The sequence below is a fragment of the Siphonobacter curvatus genome (assembly GCF_002943425.1).
In the GTDB taxonomy this organism is placed as follows: Bacteria; Bacteroidota; Bacteroidia; order Cytophagales; family Spirosomataceae; genus Siphonobacter; species Siphonobacter curvatus.
Window position 1 is genome coordinate 198,117 of sequence record NZ_PTRA01000002.1, and the last position, 24,739, is coordinate 222,855.

General features: G+C 50.7%; 10 protein-coding genes. 6 read left to right on the forward strand and 4 right to left on the reverse strand.

Annotated features, from left to right (window positions below):
* The first annotated feature begins 314 nt into the window (after window positions 1-314).
* The 4 genes from C5O19_RS16070 (at window position 315) to C5O19_RS16085 (ending at window position 7,837) form a co-directional block, all read left to right on the forward strand.
* A complete protein-coding gene (locus tag C5O19_RS16070; protein ID WP_104714422.1) occupies window positions 315-3,341 on the forward strand; it encodes a PA14 domain-containing protein in 3,027 nt (1,008 codons plus the stop codon).
* Between the two features lie 536 nt (window positions 3,342-3,877).
* A complete protein-coding gene (locus tag C5O19_RS16075; RefSeq protein ID WP_104714423.1) occupies window positions 3,878-6,127 on the forward strand; it encodes an ATP-binding protein in 2,250 nt (749 codons plus the stop codon).
* A gap of 136 nt (window positions 6,128-6,263) precedes the next feature.
* Window positions 6,264-6,857: a YdeI/OmpD-associated family protein gene (locus tag C5O19_RS16080; protein ID WP_104714424.1), complete on the forward strand. Its 594-nt coding sequence runs from the start codon at window positions 6,264-6,266 to the stop codon at window positions 6,855-6,857.
* 11 nt (window positions 6,858-6,868) lie between these two features.
* Window positions 6,869-7,837 (forward strand): helix-turn-helix transcriptional regulator, encoded by a 969-nt coding sequence (locus tag C5O19_RS16085; RefSeq protein ID WP_104714425.1) that lies wholly within the window; start codon window positions 6,869-6,871, stop codon window positions 7,835-7,837.
* Window positions 7,838-8,304: 467 nt separating this feature from the next.
* Here the strand turns inward: C5O19_RS16085 and C5O19_RS16095 are convergent, their stop codons facing one another.
* The 3 genes from C5O19_RS16095 to C5O19_RS16105 are packed head-to-tail and all read right to left on the reverse strand — an operon-like array spanning window position 8,305 to window position 15,546.
* Window positions 8,305-10,776, reverse strand: coding sequence for a hypothetical protein (locus C5O19_RS16095; RefSeq protein ID WP_104714427.1), 2,472 nt, complete (start codon window positions 10,774-10,776; stop codon window positions 8,305-8,307).
* Between the two features lie 46 nt (window positions 10,777-10,822).
* A complete protein-coding gene (locus C5O19_RS16100) occupies window positions 10,823-12,499 on the reverse strand; it encodes a RagB/SusD family nutrient uptake outer membrane protein (protein WP_104714428.1) in 1,677 nt (558 codons plus the stop codon).
* Window positions 12,500-12,522: 23 nt separating this feature from the next.
* Window positions 12,523-15,546: a SusC/RagA family TonB-linked outer membrane protein gene (locus tag C5O19_RS16105; RefSeq protein ID WP_104714429.1), complete on the reverse strand. Its 3,024-nt coding sequence runs from the start codon at window positions 15,544-15,546 to the stop codon at window positions 12,523-12,525.
* Window positions 15,547-15,713: 167 nt separating this feature from the next.
* On the opposite strand from C5O19_RS16105, the gene C5O19_RS16110 reads away from it, so the two are divergent.
* A complete protein-coding gene (locus C5O19_RS16110; protein WP_104714430.1) occupies window positions 15,714-17,048 on the forward strand; it encodes a hypothetical protein in 1,335 nt (444 codons plus the stop codon).
* A 508-nt stretch (window positions 17,049-17,556) separates the two neighbouring features.
* On the opposite strand, the gene C5O19_RS16115 is transcribed toward C5O19_RS16110, so the two are convergent.
* Window positions 17,557-21,492: a hybrid sensor histidine kinase/response regulator transcription factor gene (locus C5O19_RS16115; RefSeq protein ID WP_104714431.1), complete on the reverse strand. Its 3,936-nt coding sequence runs from the start codon at window positions 21,490-21,492 to the stop codon at window positions 17,557-17,559.
* Between the two features lie 255 nt (window positions 21,493-21,747).
* Here C5O19_RS16115 and C5O19_RS16120 point away from each other — a divergent pair, with 255 nt between their 5' ends.
* On the forward strand, window positions 21,748-24,738 hold the full coding sequence (locus tag C5O19_RS16120) for a SusC/RagA family TonB-linked outer membrane protein (protein ID WP_104714432.1): 2,991 nt from the start codon (window positions 21,748-21,750) through the stop codon (window positions 24,736-24,738).
* Window position 24,739: the final 1 nt, after the last annotated feature.

The window sequence follows — 24,739 nt, forward strand, 5'->3', positions numbered from 1 at the left end:
TTTTCTCTGGGGGAAAGACGTTAGCGACAAGTATGGAAAGAACCGTAGTGTATCAATGAAAGGCTCAGAGATCCCTGAGCCTTTCATTGATACACTTTCTTTTAAGAGGTAACTCTATTGTACAGGCATCATGGCATGACTTCACGGGAATCCTCATTCCGAAAAGGACCAGGTCTCCGCTGTAACTTCGTTCGGAGCCTGACTTACCATTTGAAGGGAATTATAAACATTGAGAAAATGTGATTTTAAATTGATTCGGGTAGATCATATGGTTTTCGTTTTAGGCTTGACCTTCGTAAAATCTAAGAAATCATATGAGTTATACTGCTTTTCGATTAAAAATGAATCACGCCCGTCTGGTAAGGCTGCTGACTACTGCGATTTTAGGGGCGGTAGTTAGTACCGCCTTTATTACGCCTCCATCCACTCAAAAAACGGTTGCCGCGAAGCATCGCCCGAGAGAAGCCTGGGTACTCCGATCCGTATTGGATGGTCGGCCCCGCATGTTGAGTGTGGCCTTAAACGACAAACTCTGGTTAGCGTACAATACCCAAACCGCTTCCCTGTACAAGGCCTGGCTGGGTACCATCAATTTTGGCGGCCCGGTGTATACTTCGGCTCACGGTCCGCAGCCCGTTTCCTCGGGTGTTGCGTACATGGAAGAGCCAGCGGATAACCCCTGGCGTATCGTAGAAAATGCGAAAGAAATAACGCCCACCATCACGTACAAAGGGCACACCATTCACCAGAATCGCTTGACGCTGAAGTACGAACTGGATTACCAAGGTAAGAAAATTCAGATTGAAGAAAATCCCGAGTTTTTCGATGCTTCCGGTAATAGGGCCGGATTTGAGCGAGCGTTTGTAACGAAGCATGTACCTACTGGGGTACAGGTTACGCTGGCTATGCACCTGAATTCGCTTGCCGCCGCCAGCGATTACCAAACCGACGGAACCTTTACCGTTAGCGAAACAGGCACGGAGCAAAGTGGAGACAAATCTTTTCAAACGGTTGCCGGAAAATTACAGCTCAACGCCAACGGCAAGACTACCTTTAAAGTCAGTTTTACGGCGAAACCCGCAGTAAAACAGGCTAGCGAGCAAAAAAATCAGGAACAGATGGTCGCTGATCTTTTTGCAAAAAGCGACTGTAATACCTGTCACAACCGTGATGTAAAAACGGTAGGTCCATCGTACATGGCCATTGCGGAACGCTATGATCGTACGGACAAAAACCGCGAAGCACTGATCACGAAAGTAATTAAAGGAGGAGCGGGTAACTGGGGTCAAATTCCGATGACCGCTCACCCGGACCTGAAACGCGAAGACGCGGCTACGCTAGTTTCCTACATTCTGGATCTGGACGCTGAAAAAGAAAGAAAGCGGGAAGCGGGTAAGCTGATGCCTAAACCGAGCTACCCGGTTACCTTTAAGCCCCTCAATCCTGCCAAAGTAGCCGCCAATACGGAGCTGCCGGGTATGGCCGTCAATGTGTATCAGTTTAGCAGCACTCTTTCGACGCTTCCCGAAATCAACGACGAAATGGCTCCCATTCAGTCGGGATCGATGAATGCTCTGCACTGGGAGGATAATGATTTTGGTGCATTAAAGACCAATTTCGTCATGCATGCCAGTGGGATACTGAACATTCCCAAGACGACCAACGTCGTGTTTCGTCTCGTATGCGACGATGGCGGCCGCTTGTTTATCGATGACAAACTAGTCGTAGACAACGGGGTGAATCATGGCCTGAAACCCACCGACGGGGAGTTGATTCTGAAGGCGGGAAAACACGCCTTTCGCCTGGAATACTACCAGGGTGAATATGGGAAAGGCGTTTCCCTGCAATGGCGGCCCTACGGTAGCAAAGCTTTTGTAGTCGTGCCGCCCAGCGTATTTACGTTCAAAGGAAAGGATATTAAACGGACGCAACAGGGAGCAATTGAAGTGACCAAGGACGAAGTGCCCGGTGATCAGTCGCCGCTAGTTGCCGTACATCCCAGCTTTACGTTAAGCCAAGCCCGACCCGAGTCGTTTAAACCTAAAGTCGGCGGTATGGATTTCCTCTCCGATGGTCGAATGGTGGTCAGTACCTGGGATTCATTAGGTTCCGTGTACTTAGTTGATGCCCGGAAAGCAAGCTCGCCCGAGCAGATTCAGGTAAAACGAATTGCCTACGGTTTGGCAGAACCCCTGGGTCTTAAAGTGGTGGATAATGAAATCTACGTCATGCAGAAACAGGAACTGACCAAGCTAGTGGATTCGGATAAAGATGACCTCATCGACGAATACCAGACCGTATGCAACGGCTGGAAAGTATCTGCTAATTTTCACGAATTTGCCTTCGGACTGGTGTACAAAGACGGGTATTTCTATGGTACGCTGGCAACGGCTATCAACCCGGGAGGAGCCAGTACACAACCCCAGATTCCGGATCGTGGCAAAGTAGTAAAAATCAATCGGAACGATGGGTCGTTCTCGCTCATTGCCTCGGGCCTGCGAACACCCAATGGGATTGGACTTGGTGTAGATAATGAAATCTTTATTGCGGATAATCAGGGTGACTGGCTACCGGCAAACAAGATTGTTCATCTACAAACGGGTGCCTGGTATGGTTCACGATCGGTTGATTTTGCGGGTACAGCGAATGCCAAGGAAACCTTACCGGTAGTTTGGTTAACGCAGGACGAAATCGGTAATTCGCCGAGCCAGCCGGCTACTCTGAACGTCGGCCCTTATCAAAATCAGATGATTCACGGCGATGTGACGCACGGCGGGTTGAAGCGAGTATTCGCTGAAAAAGTAAACGGTGCGTACCAGGGCGTAGTGTTTCGGTTTACGCAGGGGCTGGAAGCCGGCGTGAATCGGCTAGCTTGGGGCCCCGATGGGTCGCTGTACATTGGTGGCGTGGGTTCTACCGGCAACTGGGGCCAAACGGGCAAGTTGGGCTATGGACTTCAGAAACTGACGTTTAACAACACCCCTGCCTTTGAAATGCTCGCGGTACGGGCCAAACCCAAAGGCATTGAAATTGAATTTACCGAACCGTTGAAGGAAGGCAGTGGACAGTCAGCCAGTGACTATACCATCCGACAATGGTGGTTTAAACCAACGGCCGATTACGGTGGACCCAAGCTGGATGATCAGCGACTGGCCATAAAAACGGTACAGGTTTCTGCAGATCGTAAGAAAGTCTTTTTGGAGCTACCGGGTATGCAAAGCAAACATGTCGTGTATGTGCGACTGAATCGCAATACGATTCTCAGCACCACGGGAATGAAGCTTTGGACGACCGAAGCCTGGTATACCATGAATACCATTCCGACTGGTTTGGCTCAGTAAATTTCTCGCTTTACTTAAACACGAAAAACAAGCCCTCGTACATGAAGTACGAGGGCTTGTTTTTTTCGTCAATGTCCACATACTACGGCTCCACCTAGAAAATGAATGGCAACTTGATGAAAGGTTCAGCGAAGCTGCTTCGCTTGGCATCTTCCGTAGTGAATGGAAAACCGTATACCGTTTGCTTAACAATTACGAAGAAAATAGCTACGGAATGTTAAGCATCTACTCAGATTAGCTCAAGGTCAGAAACGCGGGTGCTTAATCATTTTCACTCGTTACGGGATATAAAGGAAGTAGTCAACAAACGTGCTTTTTATTGATATGATGGACCCGAAAAGATGAATGATAGCCTATACGTTGAGCGAAAATCAGAAAACCACGTCTATTAATTCGTAGAGTCTAGATGGCAAAGCTTTTTTAAAATAAGCCTTAACAAATGATCTTACTACTTACATTTACGGGGGAATCACCTACAGAAAAGCGTACAGTACTTAGGCCTCTCCATTGCTCTATTATCGTCACCCTTGAAATCAATGCACAACACCCAGTACTCATTTTTAGGTCCGGGCGGGAAATCAGGGCAACGGATTCGTGCCTATGATTGGTCGAAAACCTTGCTAGGAAATCCCGAAAGCTGGCCGCTGAGCTTAAAGTCTATCCTTGGCTTATTACTAAATGCAGAATGTCCTTCCTTTTTGTTTTGGGGAAACGAATACGCTTGTTTTTACAATGATGCGTACCTTCCTATTTTAACAAAATTGGGAAAATTCGTGCTGCCGGGCCAATCGGCCGCTGAGGTCTGGGGAGAGTATTGGACTGATTTTGAACCTTTTCTACAGGGTATCAGGACGGTAGGAGAGGCTCGGTGCGATAATGACGTATTCACGGACCGACAGGGACGGGGAATAGAAACCAGCGGTACGTTTTGCTACAATCCTGTTTATGATGAGTCAGGACATACCGCTGGCGTATGGGTTACGCTCACGTATCCAACCCAGAACCTACAGGAAAGTGAAATCCACCAGCGATTTTTACTTAAGCTAAGTGATCGCCTGCGTTCCCTGACGGACCCAGCCGAGATTCAGTACGAAGCAGCTCGGGCTTTGGGTGAACAGTTGGCCGCGAACCGGGTTGGATACGCCGAGGATCAGGGCGATCAAACCCATATTGTCGTCACTCGGAATTACGTAAATGGGGTATTTAATTTAGAAGGCCTGTATCAATACGTCGATTACGGCCCCAGTTTGCTCGCCGATTTTTTGGCGGGTAAAACGGTTGTTCGCCCGGATATTGCTAACGATCCAACATTGACGGATGCTGAGAAAGAGGCTCACCGGGTTTTGCAGTTAGGAGCAACGGTGAATCGACCCCTGATGAAGCAGGGCCAGTTGATTGCTGTCCTGTTCATTCATTATGAACAACCCCATGCGTTTACTCAACTGGAATTAGACTTACTGGAAGAGACGGCTGAGCGAACTTGGGAAGCGGTAGACCGGGCTCGGGCTCATAAAGCTCTGCGTCAAAGTGAAGAACAGTTTCGGCACCTGGCTAATACCATACCGCAGGCCATTTGGGAGACGAATGCCGAGGGTGATTCGACGTTTTTAAACCAATGGTGGATTCAGTACAGTGGTGTTCCCTATGAAGCCACTACGGCGTGGCAAATCGCTACGGATATTTTGCATCCCGAAGATGGTCCCGTACTGGTAGCTGCCTTTAAGGAAGCCATGCGAACGGGAAAAGGCTTCGAAGTCGAGCAACGGAACCGTTCGGCCTCGGGCGAGTACCGCTGGTTTTTAAATAAGGGAGCACCGTACCGTCATCCTGAGACGGGGCAAATTATTAAATGGATTGGAATTGGCGTCGATATTCACGACCGTAAACTGGCGGAGGAGCTGCTCCGGGATAGTGAAGCCCGTTACCGGCAGCTGGCTACTCATTTAGAAGAGCAGGTTCAAAAACGTACGGAAGAATTAACGGTATCCAATCAGGAGCTAGCCCGTACCATTGAACAGTTGAAGACAGCGAATGAAGAACTGGAAGAATCGAATCGCTTGTTATTACGGTCAAACGAAAACCTGCAACAGTTTGCTTATGTAGCCAGTCACGACCTACAGGAGCCTTTGCGTAAGATTCAGTCCTTTGGAAACCTGCTCATCCGACAACACGCTGCGGAGCTGGGTAGTGGCGTAGATTATGTGGAACGGATGCAGGCCGCAGCCTCGCGTATGTCTATTCTTATTGAAGACTTACTGGCATTTTCCCTAATTTCTACACAACGCGAAGCCAGCGATCCGGTTGACCTGAATGTCGTGGTGCAGACCGTACTAAGAGATCTTGAATTAATTAGTACGGAAACGTCGGCTTCCGTTGAAAGGGATGACTTACCAACCATTGCCGGGAATCGCTTTCAATTAGAACAGCTCTTTCAGAATCTCCTTTCCAACGCCCTGAAGTTTAGAAAACCAGGGGTTGCTCCGCACATTCACATCCGGGCACAGCAGATAACTTCCAGGGAATTGCCAACGGGCGTTCGGCCCCTGGGTACGAGTGAAGTCTACTACTGGATTTCAGTTGCCGATAATGGAATTGGTTTTGATGACCGCTATCTGGACCGCGTCTTTCAGGTTTTTCAGCGATTACACAAACGCAGCGACTATGCAGGAACGGGTATTGGATTGGCCATTTGTGAAAAGGTGGTAGCCAACCATGGGGGCGTAATTACAGCCCATAGCCAGCCTAATCTTGGTTCTACTTTCGAAATCTATTTACCCGTTATCTGAATCAATCGATACGAGCCAGTAACGCACTCGTTTCCAAATAAAAAAGAATGATGGCTACTACTCCTGACATAGGGCTGTCATCAGTCCTTTTTTTCTTTACGGTGTCAAGCAACGTTTTAAGTGAACGACGTAAAGCATGGAAGAAAATACGGTAGAAACTTTTTGCCCCCAGAGCCCACAGCACTGGCGGGACTGGTTACACGAACACCACGCCACCCAGCAATCAGTTTGGCTGTTGTTTTATAAAAAGAAGTCAGGACTATCCACGCTGACCTGGAGTGAAGCCGTGGACGAAGCCCTGTGTTTTGGCTGGATTGATAGCATACGCAAGCCAGTTAGTGAGGAGGCCTTTCTGCAATTTTTCAGTCGAAGAAAAGCTCGCAGTACCTGGTCGAAAGTAAATAAAGAAAAAATCCGTGTATTGATGGAACAGGGCCTGATGATGCCAGCTGGCTTCCAAAGCATCGAAATCGCCCAGCAAAATGGCTCCTGGACTATTTTGGACGAGGTAGAAGAAGGCATCATTCCTGAAGATCTGCGAGTCGCTCTGGAAGAAAAACCCCGAGCCTTAGCCTACTTTTTGCAGTTAAGCAAAACCGACACGCGGAACATTTTACAGTGGCTGGTACTGGCCAGACGAGCCGAAACGCGGCAAAGTCGCATTGCCGAGGTCGTCGAACGAGCAGATCAGCGACTGAAACCCAAGTTCATTCAGGGAACGAAAAAGTAGCGTATCCATCCATGCCCGATTCTGAATTTACCCGTCTTTCCCGCCTGGTATCTCTTTTGACTCTCCTGCAAAGCAAGCGGCTACTAACGGCCACCGAGCTGGCCCAGCGTTTTTCAGTCAGTACCCGCACCATTTACCGGGACATGCGTACCCTCGAACAGGCGGGCGTACCGCTCGTTACGCTCGAAGGCAGAGGCTACACACTGCTCGAAGGCTACCGATTACCGCCCATTCTTTTCACCCGGGAAGAAGCCATTGCCCTGTTAACGGCCGAAAAGCTGACCCGCCAGCGAACCGACGCAGTTACAGCCGTACATTGCCAGACGGCCATGGACAAGCTACGATCCGCCCTGAAACGCAGCGACCGGGATCATCTGGAAACGCTGACGCCGCTCATTGAGGTGCTGGATTCTGCCCGGCCCTTTAGTTATCCCAACACCTATGAGCCTTTATTGACGGCCATCTCGACGCACCGGGTGGTACATTTGCACTATCAGGCTGCGGAATCCGGAAGTACTTCCATTCGATCGATTGAACCCATTGGGCTGTATCTAAGTCAGCACTGGCATGTGGTTGCGTATTGTCGGCTCCGGCAGTCGTTTCGGGATTTTCGGCTGGATCGTATTCAACAGTTAACGCTGGCTACTGAAACGTTTTCGGCTCGTCCAGAAACCTTGCAGGACTACTGGGCAACGGAAGCTAAGCGGCGATCCAAAGAAAAAGTAGTGATTCGCTTTCGGCGTACGGAAGTATTGCCCGCTCTGGCTCAACACCTGCTGGACACCCGGCACCAATACGGCTGGATGCACGATCAGTCCCAGACAGACGGCAGCGTTGACATGACCTTTCTGGTAGGTTCTTTACCGTACTTGGCGACCTGGTTAATCCCCTACGCCAGCGGCGTTACCATCCTCGAACCGCCAGCCCTGCAGCAGCACCTTCGCGAGTTAGCAAAACGGGTGTATGAGCATTGGTGTTAGAGAAGAGTTTACCTAGGTATTTTATGAGGGACATCTCATGCTAGCAATCGACAGCTATTAACTAGTCTAATAGGATCACTATTTCGTCCTGCTGAGTTGGCTGGTCATTTAGTCCATATCGCGAACGCCACTCTTTTCATCCTGCTCAGGGCCACCGTGTTACGGATGAAAAAGGCGGCTTTTCGCGATAGGACGGGGTTCGGATTTAAGCCGTCCATGAAGGCCTTCGACTATAGTTTAATAACAATAAACTATCAACTAATGAAATGTCAGAAGAAGAAAACCTCCCCGCCCGTGAGCAACGGAACGACCTACGACAGCCGCAAAGCGGTGGCCCAAAGCGGGCTGTCGTGAGGCGTGGAGGGGCTCACGGGCTACTAGTCGGTCGTCGCTAAAGGACCGAACTCCGTCTAGGTGGATAACGAGATTTTAATGTAAATACTATACCCCTGCAATTCAAAACTACCTTACTTATAATCCAACAACGCCGTCGCCGTACAATTCTGATCCGTTTTCAGGCGAATCCAGCGGGCCTGAAATGCGTTTGGAAAGCTATGCTTGATCGTTTTCCCCGCGGGTACCGTAAAGGTTTGGTAGGGCATCCATACCCCCGTACCTACGGGGTCGGCTTCCAGTGTAAAAGTGACCGACTTGGACGACTGATGACTCAGTTGCACGCTACGCTGGTCGTAAAAACCAATCAGATACGGATCGGAAGGCTGCTGAGTAGCTACCGAGGTATTTTTCCAGGGGCCTCCATGTCCTTTCGGTTTGCCCAGTTTCCAGAGATCATCGATCGTACCCGCCCAGACGGCGGCCTGTTGATCTTCCGAAATGATAATGTGCTCATTTTTCGAGGCTCCAGCCAGATCAATACCCGTGAGCAGCAACAAACCCCGATAGGAAGCAAAATCATGGATGCGGTAGTTATGTGAAGACACCGGTCTGATTTTGGCAAAGCCGTCCGCGTTTTCGGCGGGAAGTTCATAAAAGGTACCGTGACAGTTGAATAAATCACGTTCCGTGGCCACTTCCCGACACAGGCGTAAGGCTCCCTGATTCGTTAAATTCGTAAAAGCATCGGCACCCAGCGGCAGTCGCCAGCGTCGGTTCTGGTCATCCACGATCAGCACGCTTGATTCATCGACGGTAACGACATTTTTAGGAATGGCGAATTTGCTGGTAATAAACGACTCCATCTTCGGATTCTCCTTCCGTACCAGTTGCATCTGGTCATTGAATTCGTAATACCCCGTCGTGACGGGTTGTTTGTTTTCGAAACGTACCGCTGCCATGCCCAGCGTTTTAAGATCGTTTCCCAGCCCATACAAAAGCCCCCCTACGGATCGATCCGATTGTACGGTACTCAGACCCGTAAATAAAGCCTGGGGTTTTTCAGGGCGGGAATCGGGCGTTGCGTACGAAAAATGGGCCGTCAGTTTAGCCTTCGTACCAGGCTGAATACGAATCCATTCGCCGGCTTCTTTTTCGGCGAACGTCAGGTGTTTCGAACCGCCTGGAGCGAGTACGACCTTTTGCAGCGTGGTCCAGGTATTTGTGCCTTTCTGATCTACTTCAAAGGTCAGCGTCACCTCCTGCGAGTCGTGGTTCTGTACCCAGGCCGAGCGGTGTTTCCAGCCCGCAAACAGAAAGGGTTCGGAAGCCGAGTCCACAGTTTCCGCAATCCACACGGCTCCTTCGGCGGTATTAGGCCCCAGCTCATCGGGCATTTGCAGCGAAGTAAACCACAGGTTGGAATTGGACTGGCCGGGGCCTTCGATGCTGCCTTTAACCTTTCGTTTATTTAAAAATTCTTTCTGAGCCGAATCATCACATCCAAAAACCAGCTGATTATTCCAGCGAGTGTAATCACCAATGACTTTCAGATACGCCGAACGGGGACGAATCCCGGCCGAGTTAGCCGTAGTAAACGTCGCCGGAAACCGCCAGAATAGCCCATGCATAGTCATCAGGTAATCCGATTGCTGAGGCGTACCAACATCCCGGATGCGGGGCCATTCCGTATTCCAGCCGTGGGCTCCGTCGTAGGAATGGCTGGCTTTGGGTAGCCGGAAAAATTGCCAGCCCGTTTGCGGATTCCGCACGCCCAGCAAAACGGATTTATGGTCCCAGCCCGTCGCCCAGATCGGGTCCGCCTGCGGGTTTTTATTGCCGTAAATACCTCCGGGGCCCGTTACTTCCACGAATTGATTGCGACGAACGACTTTCCAGTCATGACCATCCCACTCGGAGAGCGAACCCGCCGGAACATCGAACTGCTCAAGAGCCCTTTTGCCGGGTTCACCGTTGTTGGAATAGACCAGTACGCCCTGCCCCGAATACAATCCTTTGCCGTGAGCCCCGGGAAGCAGGGCATTCTGGAGGTTGTTGGATTCATCGGAGTCTTTCTGGCGATTTACGTTTCCGTCTTCGTATAAGAGCTTGGGTTTGAGCGTTTTTACATCCACTTCGTAAAAACCTTCTTCCATGGTACCGTAGTAAATCTTGTGGGCGGGATCGGTAAGGTGGCGGGCATTACCCGTATGCCGACCAGGCATGGCCGTGTACGGAATGGTCCGAACCTGTCCCTTCGCGTCAATCGCGTAAGGTCCGATGAAGAGTTGATTGCTTTCCGGGTGAATCATTCGATTGGCGGGCGTACCGCCGATGCTTTCCGAACGAATCGTTTGCTGCAAATCCGGACTGATGGCGTACAATTTATCCGAAGAACCAAACGGTAAATGCGGACCGTAGGTGATGACCCACAGCTGATTGGCCCAGGGGACGACGGCTCCCGTACCACATTCGCCTTCGCGGTTGTACATGGCCAGATGCGGATATATGCCACTGAACGAGGGGCGGCGGAGGGATTGGGCCCCGCAGGAATCCGCGAGTAGTACATGAGCGGCTACGCAAGCCGAAAGAAAAAGTTTCTTCATTCGAATCGAAAAATGATTTGGGAAAGGATAGATCAGTACGGAGATTTTAGTAACCCGGATTTTGAGTCAGTTTGGGGTTGACGCGGATCTCCAGGGCGGGAATCGGCCAGAGGTACTGACGGCTGGCGTCAAAGCTGCGTTGAGCCACGATTTTAACGTCAGTGCCAAAACCGGAGTAGTCCGCCAGTCCATCCGTATCGATGGGAGTAACCCCGGGGAAGGGCCATTTCGAGCGGTTCTGGGCCGCCGGATCGGGTAAGCCAATGACGGGTCGGGTGAGTGCCTTTTCCGCCAGTCGCCAGCGGATGAGGTCCATGTATCGCAAGCCTTCTTTGGCAAATTCCACCCGACGCTCCCGACGAACGACTTGCCGCAGTTCGTTCGCGTTGGTAGTTGTAATGGCCGGGTATGCCGCCGGATCGTCTACCCGCACCCCGTAAGCCCGAGCCCGTACTTGATTGATGGCCTGCAAGACCGTCGGGTCGATTTCGCCGAGCTCGATTTTCGCTTCGGCGTAGGTAAGCAGTACTTCCGCGTAACGGATCAACAGGGCATCGGCGTCTTCGCTCTGCTTGTCGGCCCAGCTTTGATCGATGCCTTTTTTCCAGAGAAAACCTGTAAAACTGGCAAATGCCGCGACGCTTCGGGTATCCTGATTGGCCACTCGCCGATTTTCCTTGCTACTGAAAACGGTAACCGAATCGGGGTGCGGCTGATAGGTATACCCCAGCCAGTTCGTACCGAATTCAACAACCGTAGCCGTTAAGCGGGGATCGCGGTTTTTAAAGGGTTCCCGCGGATTGTACAGCGGAGATTCGTCGATGGGCTTGCCATCCCGGCATTCGTAGGCGTCAACCAGCTCCCGGGTAGGAATCTGGGCTCCAAAACCGCCGGCAATCCGAGGCAGCTGATCCCGCACGGGTGTGCCCGTTGTAAATACCTTCTGCATTTCATCCCGGGGAATACTGAGAATGATTTCCGGACTGGTTTCGCCAGGTTTCAGAAAGAGCTGACCGTAATTTGAATGCAGACTGTATACCCCGGTCTGCTGCATAATGGCCTGCGAAGCGTCTTTGGCTACTGCCCAGTTGTTCGTATATAGAGCCGTACGGGCTTTGATGGCCAGGGCTACCCCTTTAGTCAACCGGCGTACAGCCGAAGTGGGGTACGAAGCGGGCAGGTTCGCAATGGCAAAATCAAGCTCATTGAAAACGAAGGTCAGGACTTCATTGCGGGGCGTACGGGTCACGCTATACGATTGTTCGAGTACCAGCGGGTCGGTAATGAGCGGAACGTCGCCAAAATGCGTCAACAGTCTGGAATACTGGTACGCCCGGATGAGTCGCATTTCTGCCTCCAGTCGCGTCAGTATGGTCGCGGGTGTATTCGCCGCCGCCCGGTCTTTGTTGGCCAAGAAGGAATTCGCCCGGGCAATGGCTTTGTAGCAGACTGTCCAGTAAGCCTGTGCCGTGGCATCTTCAGAATTCATCGTGCCGAAGGTGACCGCATTGCCCAGCATACCCCGATGCCAGTAATTATCCGTGAACTGTTCATTGTCGTTCCCCCAGAAATCCAGGCGATACAGATCGTTCACCGCCAGTTCGAGTTCAGTTTGATTGGCGTAGAACGTAGCCGTGGAGGGTTCTGACAAAGGATTCAAGTCAAGTGAGTTGCAGGCGGTAAGGCCTATAACTCCCAGCAGAAGAAACAGGTATTTTTTCATAACGAAACCGTGTCTGAAAGAGCTTAAAAACGTAAGGTGATACCGCCCAGAAAGGTGGTGACGATGGGGTAGGAGGAGTTCGCGGCTTCCGGATCGGCGTAGCGGGGGAAGTGGTGAATCCGGAGTACGTCGTTGGCCGAAACGTACAATCGCGTCGATTGCAGGCCCAGTTTCTTGAGCACGTCTCCTTTTAGGGTATAGCCCAGCGTGATGTTTTTGACGCGGAAATACGATCCGTTGATGAGCCAGAAATCAGACGCTTCGTAATTGGCTGCCAGCGATTGTGTTGAAAGCCGCGGATACCGGGCCCGGGCGTTAACCTCCGCCGCATTGGTTTTGCTCCAGAATTTACCCACAATTTCCTGCGGTACGTTTCCAAAAGCTTCCCCAAAGGGTCGTACGATTTCATCGGGCAGGCGACTGAGTTTTTTACCAACGCCTTGAACAACCAAGCCCAGATCAAAACCCTGATAATCCAGTCGAATCGTGCTACCGTACAGAAAACGGGGGAGGGAACCGCCCAATAGTACGCGATCATCGGGCGTGATGCGGCCATCGTTATTGATATCCACGTAGCGAACATCGCCCGCCGTAACGTTGGTATTCAGTCGCGGCGATTGACGGGCTTCTTCGGCGGTTTGGTATAACCCCGCCGAGCGGTAGCCAAACCATTCGTTGTACTCACTGCCTTTGAACGTAGACTGACTACCCAGAATCTGGGTACCTTTCAAATCCACAATTTTTGATTTGGAATCGGAAATGTTGAAGGCAATGGAATAGTTGACTTTCCCAATTCGATCCCGCCAGCTGGTTTCCAGTTCCCAACCTTTCACGTCCATGATCCCGGCATTTTGTTGTGGCCGTTCATAGCCCAGGTACAGCGGAATGTCCAGAGCCAGCAGGATGTCGTAGGTGCGTTTATGGTAGACGTCAATGGCTGCACTCAGTCGGTTTTTGAAGAAGGCGGCGTCAATACCCGCATCCAGCGTCCGGGTAGTTTCCCAGGAAATATTCTCAACGGCATAGTCCACCTGACCACCCCCGTTCAGCGGAACGACTACCCCATTTTGGTAGAAAAGAGCATTGCTAAAACTGATGGTCGCCTGATACGGATAATTCCCTATTCGCTCATTGCCCACCACGCCGTACGAACCGCGTACTTTCAGAAACGATAGCCAGGGGGTATTCCGCAGAAAGTTTTCTTCGGAAATCGTCCAGCCCCCTGAAATCGAAGGGAACAAAGCATCGCGGTGCTGGCGATTGAAGCGGGAAGACTGATCATAGCGTAGGTTACCCTGGATGTAGTACTTGTTCTGATAATCGTATTTGAGTCGACCAAATACCGAACGCAGGGCGGCCTCACTGGCACTGCCGGAGTTATCGCGTAACTCCTGCGAACCGGCATTCAGGTACGGAAAATCAATCAGGGCAAAACCACTCCGCGAGGCCGTCAGCGTTTCGCCGAAATTATACAGTTCTTCATAACCCGCCAGCACATCCACGTTATGGCCCGAGCCGATTTCTTTGGAATAGTTGGCTAAAAACTGACCCGTGATATTGGTCGTTTCCTGACGTTTTTCGTTCAGCGTCGTGCGGGGCTGATTACTAAAGGCACTCGGACTACCGTCGAGGTTCGTAAACGTGATTCGCTTGGAAAAAGCTTTGCCCCGGTCAAAATCGAAACTCGGAGCGACTAGGGCCGTCAGCGTTAGTCCATCGATGGGTTTGAAGTTGAAGGCCAAGCGGCCCATCACCTGATTGTAGTACTCGTTGTTGGTTCCCCCTTCGTTGAGCTGAGCAATCGGGTTGCGACCATCTTTGCCCAGGGCGTATCGACCATCTGAATAGTAATCATCAAAAATTGGAGGCATCAACCGGGCTTCGTACAAGGGGTTGACCACGGGCGAAAGCGACTTGGTCCGCTTGTAGGTGACATCCAGCGTAATGCCCAGTTTCGAATTAACCTGTAAATCGTTGTTGACCCGAAGCAGGTACCGCTCATAGTTATAGTTGTCGTAGAAGGCACCGGATTTCGTGTAGCCCAGCGAGGCCTTGGTTTTAATTTTACCCGTTCCCATGGTAAACACCAGATCGTGGCGGACCCGGGGGGCCGTCGCCCGCGTCAGAATAGTTTTCTGCCAGTCGGTATTGGCAAAGGGAAAGACGTCCGGTTTTTCCCGGTGGTACTGATCAAAATTCGTGATATAATCGGCCGCGTAAGGACCCGTCGAGGACCCGTCGTTGGTAGCCTGCTCGTTAAACAGCCGCATGTACTCCGGAGCATTGACGTAAGCGGGCAGGGCCGTCGGCTTCTGAAAACCGTATTCGGCGTTGTATTCAAAGCTCGTTTGGCCTTCCTTGGATCGTTTGGTTGTTACCAGAATAACCCCAGCAGCTCCCCGCGATCCATAAATGGCGGCCGAAGCGGCGTCTTTCAATACGGTAATATTCTCCACGTCATTCGGATTGACGTTATCGATCGTACTGACCGGAACGCCATCCACAATGATCAGGGGAGCGTTGGTGCCCAGCGTTGTAATGCCCCGGATGAGAATGTTGGAGCTGGCTCCGGGGGCTCCACTGCTCCGGGTGACCGATACGCCCGCAATACTGCCTTGTAAGGCTTCCGAGATTTGAACGGTCTGACGCCCCGCTACATCTTTAGCATCAATGGTGGAAATGGCCCCCGTCAGATCCTTTTTCTTTTGTGTTCCGTAGCCGACCACAACGACTTCATCCAGCGATTGTTCGGTTGCCTTGAGGGTAATGTTCAGGACAGCCTGATCTGTGATTAGAATGTCTTGGCTCTGGTAGCCAATGGAAGAGAAGGTAAGGGTAACTGACCCCGTATCCGAGATGGCCAGTCGGTAATCGCCTTGAGCGTCAGTAGTCGTACCCCGGGACGTTCCTTTGATGGCTACACTGACACCCGGTAGCTCCTTGGCCTTTTCATCCGTGACGCGACCCGTGATGGAACGGCTCTGAGTAAAAGCAGGCAACAGGATACTTAAGTATAGCAGACTGCTTAGTAGTAGTTTTAAATGCATAATTTTTTCTGATAATTAGAGGTTCTTCTGCAATTTTACCGGGCTTGTGATTTAACTTAACAAACATAATTTTGGACTATACGGTGTTGAAAGCAGGAGGGGTATCCAATCCCTTATACAGAATTATGGACAAGGTAAGTATCTGATGTACAGTAATGTAGAAACTAATGGTTACGGATAAAGGCCAGGAGCAAACCTGGAGTTATTACTACTTGGAGCGTTGTTGCCAGCGAGTCGCCGAGACGTATGGGAGGGAAGAGTGGTCAGAATGGACGAACGGAGACTATATTTTGCTGAGCCGAATCCTGTTTCGGAAGACGCGGGTACAAATCAGTCCCAATACGCTGAAGCGAATTTTTGGAAAAATCAAGACGGATGCCCGGTATTATCCGCAAAAAGCGACCCGCGACGCCCTGGCTGCGTACGCGGGCTTCGGGGATTGGGACCAGCTCGTGGAAGCGGTGGCGGAGGAGGAATCCCTTTCGGAGGTAGAAGAACCCCTGATCGAAGAAGGACTCCATCAAAATGTGCCCGAACAAAACGAAAGTCCGGTTCCGAAACGATCCGTAAAACGTACGCTTTTGTGGACGGGGATGAGTCTACTGATCCTGCTGGTCCTATGGGCAGGCTGGAAAATCAGTCAGGGGTCAACTCCGAAAGGCACGCCTTCCCTGATCTGTAAAAACCCGCTCGGCGAAAATCCGCATTCGGCCATTTTTACGGTACAAACACCCCATGAACGAGCGGATGATTATTCGCTGGATTTCGGGGATGGCAAGCGTACATCGGTGAATCCGAACACGACTGTCTATAACCATTATTACGAAGTGCCCGGCCGGTATCAGGCTGTTTTAATACAGGGCAATGAACCCCTGGATTCCACCACGGTGTACCTGCCCACGCAGGGTTGGGCGGCGACGGCTTATATGATGTACGACACCTCGCGGGTATATCCCATTGACGTACCGGCCTTATTTACGGGTGGAAAGCGTACCATCAACACGCAGGAGCTGTCTCAGGCGGGTATTGATACCAATCGTACCTTTTTTGTAGAATTTACCAATGCTCAGCAAACGGGTATTAGCGGGGATAACTTTGAACTACAAACGCATTTGATCACTACGCCCGACCGAACAGGTATTCGGTGCTCTCAGGTAGATGTTCGGATTATGGGGGAGTCATCCAACCATATGTTTGTCGTCACCAAACCTGGCTGTGTCTACTGGTCAAAGCTGAATTTTTCGGAAAAAGGATGGTCCGGGCGACAGGAGGATCTAAGTTTCCTCGGAGCCGATTTCCGTCGCGGAGGTACGTTACGCTTGCTGGTAAAAAATCAGCAGGCCCGGCTGTACATCAATGACCGACAGGTGTTCGAAAGCACTTACACGCATCCCTTACAGCAAATCTACGGCATAAGTATCCGCTTCTCCGGAGTAGGGACAGTCAGCTCGCTGAATTTGAAGGATTTGAATACGGGGAAAATGTTTCGGGGGAGTTTTTAATAAGACCTTTGACGGTATGCTAGCTGATGCTCAAGCCTGTACCGTCAGTTTTCGTCCCCTAAAAGACGGCTGGTCATTTAGTCCGTATGCATTCCATGCCGGGCATCGCATGCCGGCACGCCCACCGCTGACTTGCTCTTATTCCAGGCTAACACATTGCCGAGGGAGCCACTATGGAATGAACGGTAGGCGACTTGAACCCCAGAATGCGATTCCCGGAATGGAATTCCAGCATGGCATGCGATAGGATGGGGATCAGGTTAATGCCGTCCATGAAGGTATTTTATTTTTTCTAGCAACCCTCAACTAGGGTCAAGGGATGAAAATATCTTCCGCATGTGGACCGCAGAACGACTTACTATAGCTGCAATGGCGGGGGCTCTGAGCAAGCTATCGTTAGTCGTGGAGAGGACCACATGTTACTAGTCAGCCAGTTATGAAGACGAAACCCAGTCTAGGTTAATAAAACATTTCAGTTGAATCAAACAGCAAAATCAAAGCCACCACCTTAACCTTTCCCATTCATATACTGACTAGGCGTGATGCCAAACTGCTTCTGGAAATCACGCGAAAAGTTCGTCGGCAAACTGTACCCGACCAAGGCGGCGGCTTCATTGACTTTGTAGTGCCCCGTAGCCAGTAACTCAGCGGCTTTTTTCAGGCGGGAAAGATTAATCAATTCATTTGGACTTAAATCCGATAAACCCTTGATTTTGCGGTAAAGCGTCGGCCGACTCATGTTCATAAGCCTGGAAAGCTGATCCACGTTCAGTTCCATGTCGATAATGTGATCGTAGATGACTTGATTCAGTTGTTCCAGAAAAGCTTTATCCGCCGGTGTATACGCCATCCCCTTGAAGGGCGTTAGCGGCGAGCGGGCAAAGTACTCTTTCACCCGGTTCCGGTTGGTCAGTAAGCTTTCGATCTGGGCTTCCAGGTGAATCACCGAAAACGGTTTTTCCAGGTACGCATCCGCTCCGACTTCCAGCCCTTCCACTTTCGACTGTAGCGAGTTCTTCGCCGTGAGCAGTACTACGGGTACGTGACTGTAAGCCAAATCTGATTTGATAGTCCGGCACAACTCAATGCCGTCCATAACGGGCATCATGATGTCGCTGATGACCAATTGCACGTTCTCCTGCTGCAAAACTTCCAGAGCCTGCTGACCGTGGTAGGCGATGAGGACATTATAACGGTCACTGAATTCTTGCTGAATGTACGCACTGATTTCCCGCTGATCCTCGACGAGTAAGAGCGTCGGTTTGGAAGGGTCCAGGTCCTGCGGAGCTAGTACGTCTTCTGACGGAGGTTCGTTGGTTGAAAAGGATTGAAAGTCCAGCTCATTTTCCTGATGAATCGGTAAACTCACCCGAAAACAGTTGACCTCCAGTCGGTCGGTTTCCAGCGTCAGTGTACCCTTGTGCAGCTCCGCCAGCGTTCGGGACAGGGGTAAGCCAATGCCCGTACCGGGTTGCTGGTCAGTTTCCTTAATTCGGTAGAAGGGTTCGAAAATCTTATCTTTTAACTCCTGCGGAATGCGGTAGCCATCATTACTGACCTCAATTCGGAACAAATCATCTTCACTACTAAACGGCAGCAATTTCACCAGAATCGAGGAATCGGCGTACTTAATGGCATTACTGAGCAGATTACTCAGGATTTTCCGTAGGGCTTCTTCATCGACAAAGCCGTGCAGGGTAATCCTTGGTAATTCCAGTTTGAAGCTAAGTTTCCGCTCGTCCGCCGCGGGCTTGAACCAAATCCAGAGTTCGTTAAGCAAGGCATTAATGTCGGTATTAGCAAAATGGAGACGAATGCTCTGGGATTCGGCTTTTCGAAAATCCAGTAACTGATTCGTTAACTCGATCAGACGATTGGTATGTTTTTTCATCATGTGCAGGCTTTCACGTAAAAGGGGGTCCTGAATTGGCTGAAACAACAGTTTATCCAGGGGTAACTTAATGAGCGTTAACGGTGTACGAATTTCGTGGGCAACGTTGGTAAAAAACTCAATTTTGCTCGTATAAATGGCCCGTTCCGTTTCTATCTCAAGCGATTTTATCTGCCTTTTGTTCTTTTCCGTAACGGCTAAATGATAGTATCGGAAAATGATGAGAATAATGGCCAAAACCAGACTGGCATACAGAACATACGCCCAGGGCGTCGCCCAGTAAGGAGGCAGAATCTGAATGCGAAGTACGGTTTCTTTGGGATTCCAGATGCCGTCATTATTCGAACCCTGTACCCGAAAACGGTATGACCCCGCCGGAAGGTTCGTGTAATAGATCTTTCGGTTATTACTTAAATGAATCCAGTTTTGATCCATTCCCTCGAGCATGTACCGGTACTGATTGATCGGAGCATTGGTATAACTCAGGGCCGCTACATCCAGACTCAACGTAGACTGTCGGTGGGAAAGCACCAGGGCCGCAGTATGGGTAATGGACTGCCGCAGAATCGAGTCTTTCGCTCCGATCCGTACTTCCTGGTTATTCACCTGTAACCCGGTGATGTACACGGGCGGAATATACTGATTCGGGTGAACCGATGAAGCCGGATCCCAGTGAACGAGTCCTTTGACCGTACCGAAATAAAGACTTCCATCGGTGTCTTTAAACGAGGAGTTGTAGTTAAACTGCTCGGTGGGTAAGCCGTGGGCGGTGAAGTAGTGCTGCCACTGGTTTCGCTGGGGATCAAACCGGGCCAGACCCCGGCCCGTTGAAATCCATATGTATCCGAAGCGGTCTTCCTCTACCCGGAAAATCTGATTATCCGGCAAACCATTTTCCACGGTATAATGCGTGAAGCGGTGTTGGGCCGGATCATAACGGGTCAAGCCCCCTTCGGTACAAATCCAGAGCTGATGGTGACGATCTTCGTAGAGGTGATTGACGTAATTGGTACGAAGACCCGAACGGGTGGTAAAATGCCCCCGTTTGCCGGTTCGTTCATTCGCGTAATAGATGCCATGACCGTAACTTCCTACCCAAAGCGTACCGTCACTGGCTTCGTGAATGGTTTGGGTCTGAATATTAAAAAAAGGTTCAGCGGCAAAATCATCCTCTTTAGGCCGGTAGCGGAAGAGGCCATTCCAGGTACCCACCAGAATATCACCATTGCGGCGTTTATACAGGGTGACGATAAAGTCGCTGCTAAAGTGGCCGGGCTGGGGGGCAGATCGGTACCGACGGATCACTTTTTCGGTTTTCAAATCCATCAGGTCAAGGCCGTGTTCGAGCGTACCAATCCATAATCGGTCTCCATCGACCAGCAATCCATGAACATTCTGATAACTGATTCCGTGCTGACCCGAACTGGGGCGAAAGGATTTAATATGCCCCGTGGCCAGATTCAATTTGTTCAAACCTGCGTCTTCGGTACCGATCCACAGGTTCCCCTGTCCGTCCTTCTGAATGCTGTGTACGACGTTGCCGCTCAGGCTGTTTTGTCCCGGTAAAGGCAGGTATTTGGTAAAGTGGGTCAGGTGATCGGAGTAGTAATTAACGCCCCCAAAGGCCGTACCAATCCAGATTCCCTTTTCCCGATCCTGGTACAAACAGGCAATCGCATTGTTCGTAATCGAATAGGGATTTCCGTACTGGGCCTGAATGTGCGTCAGTTGTTGCGTGCAACTATTGTAAACGTAGATGCCCGATTCGGTACCAATCCAGAATTCGTACGGCGATTTTCGGAGTACGGAGTTGACCCTCATTTCGAGGCCGTTGCTGCCCGTTAAAGGAACCGTCCGTCGCTGCTGGATGTGGTGGAGCAACACCTGATTACCCTGCCGTAGTAGCAGCGTCGTATCAGCCATGGAGTACATCGTCTCAATGCGGGCATATACCTGGCTTGGGTGGGGGAGTTCCTCAAAACGATCCGAACGAGCATCGTACCTTTTCAAATGACCATTCTCCGTCGTTACCCAAACCGTACCTCGCTCTGAAACGTGTAGGAAGATCGACTGATCTTGAGCAAAGGGATAGACTTTAATCCGGTTGTGCTGATAACAGTAAAGCTTAAAGCCTGCAATAATCCATACGCGGTGTTGGGCGTCCGTTTGTAAGAAACGGATTTCATTGGCTGGAACACCCGTAAAACGCTGGAATGTTTCCAGGCGGGGATCGTACCAGTAGACGCCCCTGGATGTACCCACCCACAGGCGATGCTGCGGATCTTCGCACAGGCTATAAACGGTATTACTTCCCAGACTCAGCGAATCCTTCACCGAGTGATGGAAAACTTTCACCGTATGCCCATCGAAACGATTCAGACCATTGCGGCTGCCAAACCACATAAAGCCCCGCTGATCCTGCAAAATACAGGTGATGGTATTGCTGGAAAAACCGTCGGCAACCTGGTAGGATTTAAAGTTGGAATAGTGGGGTTGAGCCCCGGAACCGATTCCCCACAGAAGCAGGAAGACTAAAAAAAGATAACGCCTCATACACGCGATACAACTAGTCTTTAAAACTACAACGCCAGCGTGAAACGGTAGTTATTATGATACAATTTGAATCAAAATTGATACGCAGGGATTCTCAGTACTTTCTTTCTAAATCTTACTTTGCAGGATACTATTTATTGTGTGAATGATGCAAAATAGCCCTTGCTTTCTCTTCTTTTCTTCCTGATTTAGGTCCCGGTGTACTGGCACTTTTCGTAGCCCCAACTGCCCCTTAATCCTAACACTTTTACTTGCATGCTTTCGTATTTACATGTTTCTGGTCCACGCCGCCGATGGAGCGGCCTGTGGCTGTTGTTGCCCGCACTTCTAGTCAGCTATTCGCTGATGGCTGTTCCCCGGCTAGCGGCCGTACCCATCACGGGGAAAGTCATTAGTAACTCGGGCGATCCGCTACCCGGCGTATCCATTCTTGAAAAAGGAACAAATAACGGTACGCTCACGGATGCCGAAGGGAATTACAAAATTAACGTTCAGGGAGCCAGTTCCGTATTGACGTATACGTACATCGGTTTCGTCAAACAGGAAATTACTGTAGGTAATCAACCCGTGATTAACGTCACTTTGGAAGAATCCAGTAGTTCCTTGAATGAAGTAGTGGTAGTGGGTTACGGTACCCTGGATAAAAAAGAGGTAACCAGTGCCATTACGCACGTTTCGGGGAAAGACCTGTTAACCGTAGGTGTTACCAACCCTATTTCTGCTTTGCAGGGTAAGGTTTCCGGTCTGACTATTACGAATACGGGAGGTGGTGATCCGAACTCGATGCCGAGCATTCAGTTACGGGGCGTATCCTCGCGGGATGCGGGTCTGGGACCGCTGGTCGTCGTGAACGGCGTACCCGGTGGTGTACTGGAAAACATCAACCAGAACGATATTGAGTCGATTGACGTCCTGAAAGGCGGAGCGGCTTCGGCCATTTATGGTACCCGCGGTAGTAACGGGGTGATCATCATTACGACGAAAAAAGGCTCTCAGGGCTCTCGAGTGGATTACAACGGGTACGGAGCGTTTGATTTCGCTGCGATGCCTTTGAAAACGCTCTCGGCCAGTGAGTTTCTGGCTCAGAACCGGGGTACGGACTTCGGTGCACAGACGGATTGGCTCAAGTCCATTACGCGTGCCTCCGCTTTTTCCCACAAACATAGCCTGTCCTTTTCCGGCGGCGATGCCCGCAATAACTACCGGGCTACGGCGGATTACCGGGATGCTCAGGGTCTGGATTTACGCTCGGGTCGTGAAGAGTACGGGGCTCGTCTGATGTTGAATCACACCTCGGCCAACAATCTGTATACGCTGACTCTGAACGTAGCTCCGCGTTACTTCAAAAGCAATAATGCCGATTACGATTCTTTCGATCAGGCTCTGACGCTCAATCCAACCCTCCCTATTTTTGATCCCCAGAATCCAACGCGTTATAACCGCATTCAGTCGGGCTTTTCGTCACCGTTCAATCCCGTTGAGCGGCTACGTACTGAACAAAGCGGTACTGAAGGAAAGATTCTCGATTACAACGCCAGTTTGCTCGTAAACATCCTGCCGACGCTGACCACTCAGCTGACGTTTGGTCAGTTTACCCGGGATTACTTTGACTTTTTCTTCCGGCCCTCGACTTCTACCTACGCGGCTCAGTACCAGGGTAGCATGAACTCGGCCAGCCGGGCGTATAACAAGTACGACCAGCGAAGTCTGGAGTGGGTAGGTAACTACTCATGGACGAAAGGAGCCCATGACGTGAAGGTACTCGGAGGGTACTCCTACCAGTACTTCCAAAGCTCAGGTCTGTCGGGCGAAAACCGCCAGATGCCTTCCGACGCCTTGACGTATAACAACATCGGCACGGGACTCTATCAGCAGGTGGAAGGCCGCAACGGTATGGGAACGTACAAAAACGATTCCCGCCTGATTGCCTTCTTTGGTCGGATCAACTACGCGTTGCAGGACAAATACCTGTTCTCGGCCAGCTTACGCCGCGAAGGTTCTTCCAAGTTTGGCTACAATCACAAGTGGGGTAACTTCCCCGCGGCTTCCGTGGGTTGGCGTTTGAGCCAGGAGGCATTCATGAAGCCCCTGACCTGGATTGACGATCTGAAACTCCGGGCCGATTACGGGGTGACCGGAAACCAGGATTTTGGTAACTACCTGTCATTGGATACTTACAGTGGTTATGGCTACTACCCCCTCAACGGATCGCAGTATCAGGTATGGGGACCCAGCCAGAACACGAACTACGACTTACGCTGGGAAACGGCGGAAAACCTCAACTTCGGCGTTGACTTCTCGATCTTTAAGGAACGGTTTTCGGGAAGTATCAACTACTACACCCGCAAAAACAAGGATCTGCTGGGCTTTTACTCGGTTCCGCTGCCCCCCAACATTCAGGGTTCTACCTACGCTAACGTAGGAACGATGCAAAACTCGGGGATCGAATTACAACTGAATGCCCAGGTGGTTTCAACGTCTGCCTTTACTTATAGTGTGGCCTTTGCGGGAGCTACCAACAGCAATAAGTTCGTATCCTTCTCGAATGCGGCGTATCAGGGACAAAACTACATTGACGTCGTTGGTCTACCCAGTCCCGGTTCGCCCGGAACGGCTCAACGCTTACAGGAAGGTCAGCGGATCGGTACGTTCTACATGCTGCACGCAGCGGGTGTGGGTGATGATGGCAAATTGCTCGTGTACAACCAGAAAGGAGACATCATTCCCGCCGATAAAGCCAACAACGACGATAAACGCGTGGTAGGAAACGGCTTACCAAAAGCGACCCTGAGTTTAAACAACACGTTTACGTACAAAAAGTGGGATGCTTCGGTATTCTTCCGGGCCGTGGTAGGTTACAAATTATTCAATACGCAGGCGTTCTATACCGGTACGCCGGGTACACAATCCAACGCGAACGTGTTGACTTCAGCCTACGGCGGAGGTAAGTATGCTAAATTAACCAACCAGGCTACGACTGTAATTTTATCGGATTACTTCCTGGAAGATGGCTCGTTTCTGAAGCTGGATAACGTGACACTGGGTTATACGCCAAAGGTAAATCTGAAATCCATCCGCTCGATTCGTCTGTACGCGGCGGCTCGGAACCTGTTGACCTTTACGTCGTTCACCGGCGGCGATCCGGATCGCTACCCCATCAACGGTTTGTACCCAGGTATCAACAGCTCACGTTCCTATTATCCCACGACAACCCAGATTCTGGCCGGAATCCAACTGGGTCTGTAAC

Excerpts from the sequence above, each read along its gene's own strand:
- C5O19_RS16105 (WP_104714429.1), bottom strand. The coding sequence starts at position 15,546 with ATGCATTTAAAACTACTACTAAGCAGTCTGCTATACTTAAGTATCCTG.
- C5O19_RS16120 (WP_104714432.1), top strand. The coding sequence starts at position 21,748 with ATGCTTTCGTATTTACATGTTTCTGGTCCACGCCGCCGATGGAGCGGC.
- C5O19_RS16075 (WP_104714423.1), top strand. The coding sequence starts at position 3,878 with ATGCACAACACCCAGTACTCATTTTTAGGTCCGGGCGGGAAATCAGGG.
- C5O19_RS16115 (WP_104714431.1), bottom strand. The coding sequence starts at position 21,492 with ATGAGGCGTTATCTTTTTTTAGTCTTCCTGCTTCTGTGGGGAATCGGT.
- C5O19_RS16095 (WP_104714427.1), bottom strand. The coding sequence starts at position 10,776 with ATGAAGAAACTTTTTCTTTCGGCTTGCGTAGCCGCTCATGTACTACTC.
- C5O19_RS16080 (WP_104714424.1), top strand. The coding sequence starts at position 6,264 with ATGGAAGAAAATACGGTAGAAACTTTTTGCCCCCAGAGCCCACAGCAC.
- C5O19_RS16100 (WP_104714428.1), bottom strand. The coding sequence starts at position 12,499 with ATGAAAAAATACCTGTTTCTTCTGCTGGGAGTTATAGGCCTTACCGCC.
- C5O19_RS16085 (WP_104714425.1), top strand. The coding sequence starts at position 6,869 with ATGCCCGATTCTGAATTTACCCGTCTTTCCCGCCTGGTATCTCTTTTG.
- C5O19_RS16070 (WP_104714422.1), top strand. The coding sequence starts at position 315 with ATGAGTTATACTGCTTTTCGATTAAAAATGAATCACGCCCGTCTGGTA.
- C5O19_RS16110 (WP_104714430.1), top strand. The coding sequence starts at position 15,714 with ATGGTTACGGATAAAGGCCAGGAGCAAACCTGGAGTTATTACTACTTG.